Here is a 14,319-nt window from a genome sequence, read left to right on the forward strand (position 1 = left end):
ATGATTAGAGTGCTAGTCGTCGACGATGAACCAGCAATCGTGACCTTGCTGCAATATAACTTGGAACAAGCGGATTACCAAGTCGTCACCGCTATTGATGGTGAACAGGCTTTGAATTTAGCTTTGCATGAAAAATTTGATGTGATTCTGTTGGATTTAATGCTGCCTAAAATGGACGGTGTTGAAGTGACCAAGCGTTTACGACAAGAAAAGATTAGTACCCCGATTATTATGATTACCGCAAAGACCAGTGAGTTTGATACCGTGTTTGGTCTTGAACTCGGCGCGGATGACTATATCACCAAACCATTCAGTCCGCGCGAGGTGATTGCCAGAATGAAGGCGGTCATGCGGCGGTATCGGGACGATCAACCACAGGAAAATGTGACGCGACGTAACGATCACCGACTCCGGGTTGGCGATTTAACTATTGACCAGGATAAATTTCGGGTCATGCGAGGACAACAGCAGATTGACCTCACACCCAAAGAATTTGAACTCTTACTCTTCTTTGCAAAGCGTCCGGGGAAGGTGTGGAGCCGAGAACAACTACTCGAAGGGGTTTGGGGCTTTGATTATAGTGGACAAACTCGGATGGTCGACATTCACGTCTCACACTTGCGGGAGAAGATTGAATTGGATCCTAAGCATCCGGTCCTCCTCAAAACGGTCCGGGGCTTTGGCTATACCTTTGAGGTGCCATCATGATGAAACGGCTAGCGGGCGCCTGGGTTATTATCGGGTTGGTCAACTCGCTACTCGTCTGGTTGGTTCAGGCCGCCCAAGAGCCGTGGGCACTAGTGGTTGCATGGTCCTTGGCGTTGTTGGAGACGGTGGGATTGGGCACGGTGTGGCACTGGGCCGAAAACCGGATTCACATTTTGACCAAAAAGGTTGAGGGAATTCGTCACGAAGAAACACCGGCTCACGTGTTACTTTCGCCGCATGATCCGTTTCAGGAGTTAGCCCTACAGATTAATTATCTGCAGACGCATCAGCGTAAGGTTCAACGCCAGATGGCGGGACAGAACCAAGAGTTTGCCACGCTGCTGGACTATCTTCCGATTGGGGTGATGGTGATTGACCGTTATCGAAAGGTTGAGCTGGCCAATCCGGCCATGGAACAATTCTTACAGCATCAAATATCGCCGCGCAGGCATCCGTTCACTCAGGACATCAGTCAATTTGAATTGGCGAGCCTCATCAATTCCGCGTTGTCAGAAAAACGCACACAGCAGCGTACGCTGAAGCTGGCCGGGGTGACCCGTGACTTGACGGTGGACGCGCGGGCAATTTATACGGCGACTTCGCAGGACTATTTTCAAGTGCTCGTTCTGCTGTATGACGTGACCGAGGTCTATGCCGTTGAGCAGATGCAAATGGACTTTGTGTCGAATGCTTCCCACGAGTTGAAGACACCGGTAACCGCTATCTCGGGATTTGCGAAGACGCTGTTGGCGGGGGCCAAGGATGACCCTGAGAAGTCGATTGAATTTCTCAAGATTATTGACCAACAATCAGAACGATTAGTTGAGCTCATTAATGATGTGTTGACGATTTCACATATCGAGTCTGGAAATCAAGTGGAGGCAGCGGCGACGCCCGTCGGTCAGCAGGTAGCCAGTCAGGTGACCCTGCTGTCACCCTTGGCGGCGGTAAATCAAGTGACATTAATCAATCAAGTTGATCCTGATATTGTCGAAGTGACCGACCCTCATAAGTTTGATCAGATCCTAAAGAATGTCTTGGGCAACGCTATCAAGTATAATCGCCCGCAAGGAACGGTAACGCTGTCTTCCAAGGTGACGACCGTATCGTGGACGTTAACGATTGCGGATACCGGGATTGGGATTGCCCCGCAGGACCAGCTACGGGTCTTTGAGCGGTTTTACCGGGCCGAGTTATCCCACTCTAATCAACTTATCAGTGGGAGCGGCCTAGGACTGGCAATTGTTCGTGAGTTGGTGGAGTCGCTTAATGGCAAGATTAATCTTGAAAGCACGCTCGATGTGGGGACAACGGTGACCTTGACCTTTCCGATTGTACCCATGCCCTAAGGCCAGGCTGGAAAAGTTAAATGCGTTTGAAACGAGAGTCTGGGACAAAAGCCTAGACTCTTTTGTTATATGATTTTAGATCGTCAAAGCGTGAGTCCAAAGGTAATTAGCTTTGGGCTCACGCTTTTTGTATGGAATCATCATCATCATCATTAATGGTCGTAAAGCGGATTAATGTTGGATCTGGTTAGCTGAGTTCGTTAGTTGATTGGGCGAAAAATGGTCGGGTTCGGGGTGCATTTACATAACCTTTACAATACGTCTACGGGACATTTACATTTGTTCGCTATACTGACAAGTGAAATGGTTGAGTCAGTGGCTCGACTGATAGGAGGTTTTGGTATGTCAAAGAAACGCTGGGTGCAAGGACTGATTGTGATCGCGCTCGTTGCCTTAGGGGGTTACGCTTACCAGACGCGTCAGGTCAGTCACGCTGGCGAATCGATTACTGCTGTGGGATCAACGGCCTTACAACCACTCGTTGAAGCGGCAGGTGAACAGTATACCGGCGAACACTTAGGCACCTTTGTTAACGTGCAAGGTGGGGGAACCGGGACGGGGTTGAGCCAGATTCAAGAAGGTGCCGTTCAAATTGGCAACTCCGATCTCTTTGCCGGTGAACAGAAGGGCATCAAAGCCAATCAACTGGTGGACCACCGCGTGGCCGTGGTGGGAATCACACCAATTGTGAATAAAAAAGTGGGCGTTACGAATCTTTCAACCGCTCAGCTAGTTAAAGTCTTCACCGGTGAGGTCAATAATTGGCGGGAGGTCGGTGGTGCTAACCTGCCAATTGTACTGATCAATCGCGCACAAGGCAGTGGAACTCGGGCAACCTTTGAACAGTTTGGCCTGCAGGGACGCCGTTCGAAGACTGCCCAAGAACAGGATTCTTCCGGGATGGTGCGATCGATTGTGGCCACGACGCCCGGGGCCATTAGTTACGTGGCCTTTTCTTACGTGGATAAAACGGTTCAAGACCTTGCGCTCGATCAGGTTGAACCGACGGAAGAAAATGTCACGACCAATGCCTGGAAAATTTGGTCGTATGAGCATCTCTATACCAAGGGTCAACCTAGAGGCTTGACGGCTAAATTCATTGACTACGTCCAGTCGGCGGCCGTTCAGCGGACACTGGTTCGGCAATTGGGCTATCTTTCCCCGGACCAGATGACCGTTGACCGCGATGTTCATGGTCAAGTTACTAAAATCGGAGGTGAGTAGGTATGAAGTCGACGCAACAACTGGAACGCCAACTGAAACGTCATTCCAAAGCCGCTCGTCTCGAAAGTTGGGGCCGTTTCATTAGCTTTTCGGCTTTGCTTCTGATTGTCGCCGTTGTGGTCGGAATCATCGGCTTTGTGGCCTCCAAGGGGATTGCCACCTTCGCCACAAATCACGTTAGCCTCTGGGATTTTTTAACGGAGAAGACGTGGAACCCCAATATTAAAGATGCTCACGGTAACCCCGAGGTTGGGGCTTTGCCGATGATTGTCGGGTCATTTTTGATTACGATTTTATCGGCCATCGTGGCCACACCCTTTGCAATTGGGACTGCCGTCTTCATGAATGAGATTTCCCCCAACCGTGGGGCGAAGATTCTTCAGCCAGTCACTGAATTGCTAGTGGGAATTCCATCGGTGGTGTATGGATTTATCGGGCTATCCGTCGTGGTTCCCGTGACACGCGCGGTCTTCGGTGGTAGTGGGTTCGGAATTCTCTCCGGAACCTGTGTCCTGTTTGTTATGATTCTACCAACCGTGACGTCCATGAGTACCGATGCTTTAAAGGCGGTTCCGCGGTATTATCGGGAGGCCTCGTTGGCGCTGGGCGCCACTCAGTGGCAAACCATCTATAAGGTGGTTCTCCGAGCCGCGACGCCTGGTCTGATGACTGCCGTAGTCTTTGGAATGGCACGGGCATTCGGTGAGGCCCTGGCGGTTCAAATGGTCATTGGGAATGCGGCGCTCATGCCAAGTAGTTTGGTGGCACCAGCGTCGACACTGACCTCTGTGCTAACAACGGGGATTGGGAATACCGTCATGGGTTCATTACAAAATAATGCCCTGTGGTCGCTGGCCTTAGTCCTCTTGCTGATGTCCCTCGTGTTTAATTTAATTATTCGATTAATCGGTCGAAAGGGGCGGATGCAGGCATGAATTCGAAAACGCAAAATAAAATGGCTATTGGGGCGCTGTACGGGATTGCCGGTTTCGTTGTCCTGATTCTCTTAGCCCTATTGGGTTACATTCTGATCAGTGGGACGCCACAACTCAGTTGGCACTTTCTGACGGCTCCCGCCAAGGCCTTTCTCAAAGGCGGCGGGGTTGGGGTGCAACTGTTCAATTCGTTTTACTTACTCTTTTTGGCCATGTTGATCTCCTTTCCCATTGCCTTGGGAGCCGCTATTTATCTGTATGAGTATGCCAAGAATAACTGGCTAACCACGACTATTCGGACGGCCATTGAAATCTTAAGTTCATTGCCTTCCGTGGTGGTAGGGTTGTTCGGATTCCTCTTCTTTGTGGTGAAGCTCCGATTGGGCTTCTCGATCCTGTCGGGGGCCTTTGCCTTGACCTTCTTCAATCTTCCACTGCTGACCAGAAGCATCGAAGATTCCCTGCGAACAATTAGTGAGACGCAGCGAGAAGGGGGCTTAGCCTTAGGGCTTTCGCGGTGGGAAACGGTGACCAAGGTGATTCTTCCCGCCGCCGTCCCCAGTATTTTAACCGGGGTAATCTTGAGTGCGGGTCGGGTCTTTGGTGAAGCAGCGGCCTTGATTTATACGGCCGGCCAGAGTGCCCCTGCCTTAAACTTTATGGACTGGAATCCTTTCAACATTTCTAGCCCCTTGAATCCAATGCGGCCGGCCGAAACGCTGGCGGTACACATTTGGAAGATTAATTCGGAAGGCATTATGCCGGACGCGAAAGCCATCTCGTCGGGATCGTCGGCTGTCTTGGTCTTAGCCATCTTGATATTTAATTTTGCTGCTCGCTATTTGGGTAAACGTTTGTACAAGCGTTTAACGTCAGCGTAAGGAGGTCGCCATGTTAACCAGTAATGATGTTCGCGATGATGAAGCGATGCAGGAACGCCACGTGACCCAGCTGACAGATGTGGGGGAAGACATTATCCTGTCGACACACGATTTGCATGTTTTCTATGGTCAACACGAGGCGTTGTTCGAAGGCGATCTGCAGTTTGCCAATCATAAGATTACGGCACTCATCGGGCCTTCTGGCTCTGGCAAGTCGACGTTTCTACGGTCTTTGAACCGAATGAACGATCGGATTGCTACCGTGACTGGTCAGATTATGTATCGGGGCGTGGATGTTAACCAGCCCGCGATCGACGTCTATGAGATGCGGCGTCGGGTCGGCATGGTATTTCAGCGCCCCAATCCGTTTGCCAAGTCGATCTATGACAATATTGCCTTTGCCTTGCAGCTACGGGGGGTTACGGACCGGCATCAGCTGGACGAGATTGTTGAAACCTCGTTGAGGCAGGCAGCCCTGTGGGATCAGGTCAAAGATGAACTTAATAAAAGTGCTTTAGCCCTTTCTGGGGGACAGGCGCAACGGCTATGTATTGCGCGCGCCATTGCCGTTAAGCCAGATATCTTGTTGTTAGACGAACCGGCGAGCGCCTTGGATCCGGTCTCAACCAGTCAGTTGGAGGACACGCTATTAGACCTTAAACAAAAGTACACTATCATTATTGTTACGCATAATATGCAACAAGCTGCACGGATTAGTGATTACACGGCGTTTTTTAATGCCGGGCGGGTCCTGGAATATGACACCACGTCACAAATCTTTACGAATCCGCAGGTTAAAATTACGAGTGATTATGTTTCGGGGAACTTCGGCTAAGAGGAGGAAATACAATGAGTGAGGAAATCTTGACGACGCAAGATTTGCATCTGTACTATGGGGATAAAGAAGCTTTGAAGGGAATTAACTTAGACTTTACGGAAAAAGGGATCACCGCCCTAATTGGTCCTTCTGGTTGTGGAAAGTCCACGTACCTGCGGACGTTGAATCGGATGAACGATCTGATTCCCAATGTCACCATCACGGGGACGATTAAATTTAAGGATCAGGATCTCTATTCACCCAGTGCCGACACGGTTCAAATCCGCAAGGAAATCGGTATGGTCTTCCAACAACCCAATCCCTTTCCATTTTCAATTTATGACAACGTGATTTATGGGTTACGAATTGCTGGCGAAAAAGATAAAGAAAAATTGGATGCGGTGGTTGAAAAATCTTTGCGGCAGGCAGCTGTTTGGGATGAAGTGAAGGATCACCTCCACGAGAGTGCTTTGGCGTTATCCGGGGGACAACAGCAACGAGTCTGCATTGCTCGCGTGTTGGCCGTTTCACCGGAAATTATTCTGTTGGATGAGCCGACGAGTGCCTTAGATCCAGTGTCTAGTAGCCAAATCGAGGCAACTCTCTTGAATTTACGGCACGATTATACGATTATTATTGTGACCCATAATCTACAACAAGCCTCTCGGATTGCCGATCGGACAGCATTCTTTATGAACGGTGAGCTTGTCGAAGTAGATCAGACCAAGAATATTTTTATGAATCCCGCTAAAAAACAGACGGAAGACTATATTAGCGGTCGATTCGGGTAAGGAGACTAAATCATGCGGAGACTATTTGATGATGAGTTGGCAGAACTAGATGCTGACTTTACTGAAATGGGCATGCTTGTCAGTGAAGTTATTCAGCAGGCCGTTGATTCATTCAAGAATCGTGATGCCATGGCCGCACAACAGATTATTGACCACGACCACGAGATCAATGAGCGTGAGATTGCCCTTGAAAAGAAAACATTTGAGATGATTGCCCTGTATCAACCGGTGACGACCGACCTGCGCGAGATTGTGACCATCTTAAAGGCGGTCTCGGAACTTGAACGAGCCGGGGACCACGCCCGCAACATTGCCCACGCAACCATTAAGTTTGGGACGAAACAGAAGATTCCCGTGTTGGAGCAGCTCATCGATAAGATGGGGCAGTTGACGACCCAAATGGTTCGCGACGTGCTGACGGCATACGTCAATAAGGACGAACATGTTGCCCGACAATTGGCCGCCGTCGATCATCAACTAGACCAACTTAATCATCAAGTCCGAGCAGATAGTTATCAACAGATGCGCTTGGACCCAGCATTTGAGACTGGCGCGTCAATTTACCTTAACGTTGCCCAGGATCTCAGCCGGATCGGTGATTACGTTACCAATGTCTGTGAATGGATTATTTATTTGAAGTCTGGCCAGATTATCGAATTAAATTCGGCTAGCAATGATGATGACGATTAAAGCTTAACCAAAGTTGAAGATTTCGCCCAGCGACCCCTGGAAACTTGCTTTCAGGGGTCGCTTTCGTTATTCTTGCGTTATTAGGTGAAGTTTTTTTAAGGAGGAACCGTCGATGGCTGAAAAGAAAAAATTTGCTCGCTCACGTACCAATCGATTAATTGGAGGGGTACTCGGCGGCATCGCAGCTTATTTTAATTGGAATGCGAACCTCTTGCGGGTTATTTATGTGTTGATCTCATTAGCACTGCCAACCCATGGCCCGCTAGGTCTTTTAATCTATGCGGTCTGCATGACCTTTATGCCACTGGATGATTCTCGCCCGACAGGTATCAACTTTCGCGATCTGTTTACCGGTGGGCGGAAACAACCAGAGACGCCCGACCGTAAGGTGATTCATGACGTTTCGGAACATGATGTTAACGACCACCATAAGGATGGTGATTAGTCATGCGTTTCTGGCCTCGAATCTTGATCAATGCGGCCATTTTTCTAGCCTTGGCGGGCTTCTTCCAAAGTTCGTTAGCCGGGTCGTATCAACATGCCTTTTACGTTTCTGGGGTGGGCATCGCGTTGATTGCCAGCTTTGTCTTGGCAATTTTGAATGCGATCGTTCGACCCATTTTATTTCTCTTGTCATTACCCATTACGATTCTCACGCTGGGATTATTTAGCGTGGTTGTGAATGCAGCCATGTTGGAACTCACGTCTGCCGTCATTGGGAGCAACTTCAGTTTCTCGTCGTTTGGAGTCACATTGCTGATTACCGTCGTGATGGCAATTGTTAACGCCATCATTAGTGACCACTTTGCTCGAAATTAACTGGGGAACTGGGGCTAATTTGGTAGGAGTCACCTCGGTAAAGTGCTAAAATTAAGTTAGTTTGCTATGCAGTAAGGAGGAACGTCCATGACAGAGAGTGTCACGGTGGCCGATCTGGTCAAGGCTAACCGCTTAGAAATTTATGCTGGTGAAGATGACCTGGATCGGCAGATTACGACGAGTGATATTTCGCGGCCGGGGTTGGAATTAACCGGTTACTTTAACTACTACCCAGCAAAACGAATTCAATTGCTAGGGATTACGGAAACATCCTTTGCCAAAGGGATGGGTCATGATAAATTGGTCGATGTGATGACCAAGATGTGTCAACCGGAAACGCCAGCCTTCGTGATCTCGACGCAACTCGATCCTCCTGAAGAGTTGACGACTTCGGCCGAGGCGGCCCATATTCCAATCCTGCGAACCAAGCTCACGACTTCTCGGGTTCTTAGTAACATGACCAACTTCTTGGAAGGTAAATTAGCCGAACGCCAATCGGTTCATGGGGTCCTGGTTGATATTTACGGGGTGGGGGTCATGATTACCGGTGATTCCGGAGTTGGTAAGAGTGAAACCGCCTTGGAATTAGTGAAGCGGGGTCATCGACTGATCGCTGATGACCGCGTGGAGGTCTATCAACAGGACGAACAGACCCTGGTTGGGGCTGCACCGGCTATTCTGAGCCACTTGTTGGAGATCCGGGGAATCGGGATTATCGACGTGATGAATCTCTTCGGTGCCGGCGCGGTTCGAAGTGAGGTCGATATCGATCTGATTGTCCATCTGGAACTCTGGCACGATGACAGCCATTTCGACCGGTTGGGTAACAACACCGAGAGCCAACGGTTCTTCGACGTGGTGGTGCCGAAAATTAATATTCCAGTTAAAACTGGGCGGAACCTAGCGATCATTATTGAAGCAGCGGCTATGAACTTTCGGGCGCGGTCAATGGGCTACGATGCCACTAAGGTCTTCGACGATAATCTGAAACGTCTAATTAAACAAAATGCGAATAAATCTTAAGGGGGATGGGCGTTATCTTGTTACCAATAATAGCGGCGCTTAATCCTATTGCCGTTCACTTGGGCCCCATCCAGGTCCACTGGTACGGCGTTATTATTGCGACCGGAGTCATTATCGCTGTTCTGCTCGCGGTTCGCGAGGGAAATCGTCGGGGGATCAAGGCCGACGATATCTACGACATGATTCTGTGGGCCTTGCCCGCGGCTTTGATTGCGGCACGCCTCTACTACGTGATCTTCGAGTGGAAGTATTATGCGAAGAATCCCGGGGAAATCATCGCGATTTGGGATGGCGGTATTGCCATCTATGGATCGTTGATTGGGGCAGGCATTGTGGTTTATCTGTTCTGTCGTTCGCGCTTTATCCCGACGTGGTTGATGCTCGATGTGGCTGCGCCAACCGTGATTTTAGGCCAAGCGATTGGCCGCTGGGGAAACTTTATGAATCAGGAAGCTTTCGGTCAAATAACTAGTCTGAGCTTCTTGCAAGGCCTGCATTTACCGGACTGGGTTATTCAACAAATGTTGATTACCGGGTCCTACCGGCAACCGACATTCTTGTATGAGTCAACCTGGGATCTGTTGGGCTTTGTGGTTCTGATGAGTCTCCGTCATTATCCAGGATTATTTAAGCAGGGTGAGGTGTTCCTCAGCTATGTCCTGTGGTATTCATTCGGACGGTTCTTTATCGAAGGGATGCGGACGGATAGTCTGTGGCTATTCCATCTATTGCGGATCTCGCAAGTCCTGTCGATCGTTCTGTTCGTTGGGGCATTGGCGATTATGATTTATCGGCGCCGTCGATCAGCGCCGCTACCAGCGTATCTTGACGGTAATCCATTTCAAAAACAAACTAATCTTTCTAAATAAGGAGAATCCATTATTATGTCAGAGAAAATTGCAGTCCTCGGTGCCGGTTCATGGGGTTCAATCTTAGCGAGCGTCCTAGACGAAAACGGGCATGATGTCCGTCTGTGGTCATATAACCCGGACCAAGTTGAAGAACTGAACACGAAACATACCAATTCGCGTTACATCAAGGACTTTACTTATTCTCCATCGTTAGTGGCTTATTCAGATCTCGCGCAGGCACTGACGGATGTCGATGCCGTTCTGTTCGTTGTGCCCACTAAGGCTATTCGTTCGGTGGCTGGCCAAGTGGCAACCATTTTAGCGGCTAAGAATTTACAGCCGCAAATCATTCATGCAAGTAAAGGGATTGAACAAAAGACATATAAGCGACTGTCTCAAGTTCTGGCTGAGGAAATTCCAGCCGCCAATCGTAAGGCAGTTAGTGTTATCTCTGGTCCTAGCCATGCCGAGGATGTTGCCCGCAAGGACATCACCCTGGTGACGGCGGCTAGTGAGAGTCCGGATGCAGCAAAGTACGTGCAAAAATTATTCATGACATCTTACTTCCGGGTTTACACGAACTCCGATGTGATTGGCGTGGAAATTGGTGCCGCACTAAAGAACATTATTGCCTTAGGAACCGGAGCATTGAATGGGCTGGGTTATGGTGACAATGCCAAGGCGGCGTTGATGACCCGAGGCTTAGCTGAAATCTCTCGGTTGGGTACCTCGTTTGGGGCGGACCCGATGACCTTCATCGGCCTGTCAGGGGTTGGTGATATCATTGTTACTGGCACGAGTTCTAATTCTCGGAACTGGCGAGCCGGTGACGAGTTGGGCCGCGGTGAAAAATTGGACGACGTCATTGACCATATGGGGATGGTCATTGAAGGGTTAGCAACCACCAAGGCAGCCTATGAATTGTCACAGGAACGGGGAGTTTCTATGCCAATTACTAAGGCGATCTATCAAGTAATTTATGAAGGCAAAGACATTCGTCAAGCCATTTCTGACTTGATGCAACGCGAAGGCCGGTCGGAGTTTTAAAATAGGGGATACGAGGAAGGTTTTAGATATGAGAAAAGTTAGAAAAGCAGTCATTCCAGCAGCAGGTTTGGGTACCCGATTCTTACCAGCAACCAAGGCATTAGCCAAGGAAATGTTACCAATTGTGGATAAGCCCACGATTCAATTCATTGTCGAAGAAGCTCGTAAGTCGGGAATCGAAGACATTGTGATTGTGGATGGAAAGTCCAAGCGGTCGATCGAAGACCACTTTGATTCCAATCCTGAATTGGAAGCCAATCTGGCTGCTAAGCACAAGGACGAAATGCTCCGACAGGTCAAGGAAACCACTGGGCTGAACCTGTACTTCATTCGTCAGCCTTATCCGCGGGGCTTGGGGGATGCCGTGTTGACCGCTAAGGCCTTCATTGGTGACGAACCCTTTGTGGTCCTACTGGGAGATGACATGACGGATAGCAAGGTCCCATTGACCAAGCAGCTAATCGATCGGTACGATGAGACGGGTGCCTCAACACTGGCCGTTATGCGAGTGCCGCATAAGGATACCGCCAAGTATGGGGTGATTAATCCTTCTGAGGAAACCGCACCTGGCCTGTATAATGTGACAAGCTTTGTTGAAAAGCCCCAACCGGATGAGGCACCCAGTGATTTGGCAATCATTGGCCGTTACCTATTTACCCCAGAAATTTTTGAGGCCTTGGAGACGACGCCGGTTGGACTGGGTAACGAACTGCAATTAACGGATGCCATTGATAACTTAAACAAGACGCAACGCGTATTTGCCCATGAATATACCGGTAAGCGGTATGATGTGGGTAACAAGTTTGGCTGGATTAAGACCAATATTGAATATGGCCTACAACACCCAGAGACGAAGGACCAACTGACAGCCTATATCAAGGAAATGGGCGCTAAGTTAAGCGGTCAATCAGAGTCCAAGTCGAAATAGGTGACAAACTTACTTTTTAATAGTAAAGTGTCCTCATGGTAAACAGCAGAAGGGAGCGCTAACGTTGAAGAATTATGATGTCATTGTGATTGGTGCGGGTCCTGGCGGTATGACAGGGGCTCTGTACGCTTCACGGGCCAATTTATCCGTATTAATGTTGGACCGCGGCATTTATGGCGGCCAGATGAATAACACCGCAGCAGTCGAAAACTACCCTGGCTTCAAGTCAGTCTTAGGACCGGACTTAGCTAAGGATATGTATGATGGCTCAACCCAGTTTGGGGCTGAATTCGCATATGGTAGTGTTGAGGCCATTGAAGATCATGGCGACCATAAGATCGTTAAAACCGATGATGGTGATTACACTGCTAAGGCCGTCATTGTGGCAACTGGCTCTGAGTACAAGAAGCTCGGCGTACCTGGCGAAGATAAGTTCGGTGGCCGAGGGGTCTCCTACTGCGCGGTCTGCGATGGGGCATTCTTTAAGAACCGTGACGTTGTCGTTGTCGGCGGTGGTGACTCAGCGATCGAAGAAGGCATTTACTTGGCTGGCTTGGCTTCTAAGGTAACGATCGTGGTACGTCGTGATCAATTACGCGCCCAAAAGATTTTACAGGACCGGGCCTTTGCTAACGACAAGATCGAATTCGTTTGGAACACCAACGTGACTGAAATCTTGGGTGACGAGATGAAGGTTACCGGTGTGGCAACCTTAAACAACAAGACTGGTGACAAGGGCGAAATTGCAGCCAATGGGGTCTTCATTTACGTGGGGACTTTACCAATGACTGAGGCCTTCACCGGACTTGGGATTACAGACGATGCTGGTTGGATTAAGACCGACATCGATATGAAGACGACCGTTCCTGGTATCTTCGCCATCGGTGACGTGCGGCAAAAGACCTTGCGGCAAATCACGACGGCGGTTGGTGATGGTGGGATTGCTGGCCAAGAGGCCTTCAGTTACATCGAATCGCTAAAGTCTGCAGCTGCAGCTAAATAAATGGTAAACTTAACGGAGACGACCCGGTGCGGGGAGTTTCCGTTTTTTTATGACATCAGAAGGAGTGAATCTTATATGGGGATGAATCAGTTTTTGCAAAGTTTGAGCGACCTAGAGACGATCAACCGGGCCCCTGGTTATTTCAAGTTTGAACAACACTCGGTGGCGGCCCACTCGTTTAAGGTCGCTGAGGTTGCCCAATTCCTGGGGGATGTCGAGGAACAAGCTGGTCATGACATTAACTGGCGTTTGTTGTATGAAAAGTCGTTAAATCACGATTATACGGAACGGTTTATTGGTGACATCAAGACACCGGTGAAGTATGCAACACCACAGCTCCGGACGATGTTAGCGGATGTTGAAAAGTCGTTGACCGCGAACTTTATTGAAAATGAAATCCCCACGCAATTCCAAGCGGCGTACGCCCGTCGACTAGGCGAGGGTAAGGACGATAGTTTGGAAGGGCAAATTCTGTCCGTGGCCGATAAGGTTGATTTGCTCTATGAATCCTTTGGCGAAATTCAAAAGGGCAATCCGGAACCGGTCTACATGTCGATCTACCGGGAAAGCCTGGCCACAATTTTGAAATTTAAACAGATGGCTTGTGTCCAATATTTCCTATCGGCAGTCTTACCGGAGATGCTGGCGGCGGATTTCAGTGACCGGCAAAAGTTGGCCGAATTAACCAGTGATTTATTAAAGGAGAAGCAGGCATGAAATTAGCAGCATTATGGCAACAAGCTTTGCCTGACGAGACCGTCCGTGAGCTGACGCATGCGGATGATGATCTGATTTACCAATTTCAGGTGGCTCATCCCGACTACTTTAACCACTTTCAAGATCATCCGGTGACCCGGCAAGAAGCAATCCAGGACGTCACCGACTTACCATTCAAAGCCTTACCGGAACAAAAGGCCTACCTGGGCGTGTTCCACCAGGGTCATTTGGTTTTAATCGTCGACCTAATCATCGACTATCCCTTGCCAAGCTTAGTTTGGCTGGGACTTTGGATGGCGGATAAGTCGTTGACCCATGATGATCAACGGACACTCTATCAGTCGTTGAAGACCGTCTTACAACGGGTGGAAGCCGTTCAGTTACAATTGAATGTGTTTATGGGCGACCGGGATGCCACGACGTTTTGGCAAGACTGTGGTTTGACGCCCATCAGGACGACCAGTATTGTTCGGGAAGCCCGAACGGCTAATGTGACCATCTATCAGGACAAGTTCACCGACTGAAACAGCAAATTG

The 14,319-nt window shown here is 49.3% G+C and carries 16 protein-coding genes and 1 pseudogene; all 17 read left to right on the forward strand.

The window, feature by feature from the left end; all coding sequences use genetic code 11:
- The 17 genes and pseudogenes from LSE01S_RS03570 to LSE01S_RS03650 all read left to right on the forward strand — a co-directional run bounded on the left by LSE01S_RS03570 (position 1) and on the right by LSE01S_RS03650 (position 14,307).
- The gene (locus LSE01S_RS03570; RefSeq protein ID WP_061776255.1) at positions 1 to 708 is read left to right on the forward strand and encodes a response regulator; all 708 of its coding nucleotides are present in this window, start codon (positions 1 to 3) and stop codon (positions 706 to 708) included.
- Positions 705 to 2,057, forward strand: coding sequence for a sensor histidine kinase (locus tag LSE01S_RS03575; protein ID WP_061776256.1), 1,353 nt, complete (start codon positions 705 to 707; stop codon positions 2,055 to 2,057). Before LSE01S_RS03570 ends, LSE01S_RS03575 begins: the two co-directional genes overlap by 4 nt.
- 342 nt (positions 2,058 to 2,399) lie before the next feature.
- Positions 2,400 to 3,281, forward strand: coding sequence for a phosphate ABC transporter substrate-binding protein PstS family protein (locus tag LSE01S_RS03580; RefSeq protein ID WP_061776257.1), 882 nt, complete (start codon positions 2,400 to 2,402; stop codon positions 3,279 to 3,281).
- 2 nt (positions 3,282 to 3,283) lie between these two features.
- On the forward strand, positions 3,284 to 4,216 hold the full coding sequence (gene pstC / locus LSE01S_RS03585) for a phosphate ABC transporter permease subunit PstC (protein ID WP_061776258.1): 933 nt from the start codon (positions 3,284 to 3,286) through the stop codon (positions 4,214 to 4,216).
- Positions 4,213 to 5,097, forward strand: coding sequence for a phosphate ABC transporter permease PstA (gene pstA, locus LSE01S_RS03590; RefSeq protein ID WP_061776259.1), 885 nt, complete (start codon positions 4,213 to 4,215; stop codon positions 5,095 to 5,097). The genes pstC and pstA overlap by 4 nt, the downstream gene beginning before the upstream one ends.
- Positions 5,098 to 5,188: 91 nt before the next feature.
- Positions 5,189 to 5,932, forward strand: a pseudogene (gene pstB, locus LSE01S_RS03595) (phosphate ABC transporter ATP-binding protein PstB); the annotation flags it as partial.
- Between the two features lie 14 nt (positions 5,933 to 5,946).
- Entirely contained in the window at positions 5,947 to 6,705 is a 759-nt protein-coding gene (gene pstB / locus LSE01S_RS03600) for a phosphate ABC transporter ATP-binding protein PstB (protein WP_061776260.1), read from the forward strand.
- A gap of 12 nt (positions 6,706 to 6,717) precedes the next feature.
- Positions 6,718 to 7,395: a phosphate signaling complex protein PhoU gene (gene phoU, locus LSE01S_RS03605; RefSeq protein WP_061776261.1), complete on the forward strand. Its 678-nt coding sequence runs from the start codon at positions 6,718 to 6,720 to the stop codon at positions 7,393 to 7,395.
- A 112-nt stretch (positions 7,396 to 7,507) separates the two neighbouring features.
- A complete protein-coding gene (locus LSE01S_RS03610; protein WP_061776262.1) occupies positions 7,508 to 7,840 on the forward strand; it encodes a PspC domain-containing protein in 333 nt (110 codons plus the stop codon).
- Between the two features lie 2 nt (positions 7,841 to 7,842).
- Complete coding sequence (locus tag LSE01S_RS03615) at positions 7,843 to 8,214, forward strand: phage holin family protein (RefSeq protein WP_061776263.1); 372 nt, start codon at positions 7,843 to 7,845, stop codon at positions 8,212 to 8,214.
- An 87-nt stretch (positions 8,215 to 8,301) separates the two neighbouring features.
- On the forward strand, positions 8,302 to 9,237 hold the full coding sequence (hprK, locus tag LSE01S_RS03620; protein WP_061776264.1) for an HPr(Ser) kinase/phosphatase: 936 nt from the start codon (positions 8,302 to 8,304) through the stop codon (positions 9,235 to 9,237).
- Between the two features lie 17 nt (positions 9,238 to 9,254).
- Positions 9,255 to 10,106: a prolipoprotein diacylglyceryl transferase gene (gene lgt, locus LSE01S_RS03625; RefSeq protein WP_156470463.1), complete on the forward strand. Its 852-nt coding sequence runs from the start codon at positions 9,255 to 9,257 to the stop codon at positions 10,104 to 10,106.
- Positions 10,107 to 10,121: 15 nt separating this feature from the next.
- The gene (locus LSE01S_RS03630) at positions 10,122 to 11,135 is read left to right on the forward strand and encodes an NAD(P)H-dependent glycerol-3-phosphate dehydrogenase (RefSeq protein WP_061776266.1); all 1,014 of its coding nucleotides are present in this window, start codon (positions 10,122 to 10,124) and stop codon (positions 11,133 to 11,135) included.
- A 28-nt stretch (positions 11,136 to 11,163) separates the two neighbouring features.
- Positions 11,164 to 12,063 carry a UTP--glucose-1-phosphate uridylyltransferase GalU gene (gene galU, locus LSE01S_RS03635; RefSeq protein WP_061776267.1) on the forward strand — a complete coding sequence of 300 codons (900 nt, stop codon included), beginning with the start codon at positions 11,164 to 11,166 and terminating at the stop codon, positions 12,061 to 12,063.
- Positions 12,064 to 12,127: 64 nt separating this feature from the next.
- Positions 12,128 to 13,066: a thioredoxin-disulfide reductase gene (trxB, locus tag LSE01S_RS03640; protein WP_082622330.1), complete on the forward strand. Its 939-nt coding sequence runs from the start codon at positions 12,128 to 12,130 to the stop codon at positions 13,064 to 13,066.
- 75 nt (positions 13,067 to 13,141) lie between these two features.
- Complete coding sequence (locus LSE01S_RS03645) at positions 13,142 to 13,783, forward strand: YfbR-like 5'-deoxynucleotidase (RefSeq protein WP_061776268.1); 642 nt, start codon at positions 13,142 to 13,144, stop codon at positions 13,781 to 13,783.
- Positions 13,780 to 14,307 carry a hypothetical protein gene (locus LSE01S_RS03650; RefSeq protein ID WP_061776269.1) on the forward strand — a complete coding sequence of 176 codons (528 nt, stop codon included), beginning with the start codon at positions 13,780 to 13,782 and terminating at the stop codon, positions 14,305 to 14,307. Before LSE01S_RS03645 ends, LSE01S_RS03650 begins: the two co-directional genes overlap by 4 nt.
- The last annotated feature ends 12 nt before the right edge of the window (positions 14,308 to 14,319 follow it).

This window comes from Levilactobacillus senmaizukei DSM 21775 = NBRC 103853 (genome assembly GCF_001592085.1).
GTDB classification, from domain to species: domain Bacteria; phylum Bacillota; class Bacilli; order Lactobacillales; family Lactobacillaceae; genus Levilactobacillus; species Levilactobacillus senmaizukei.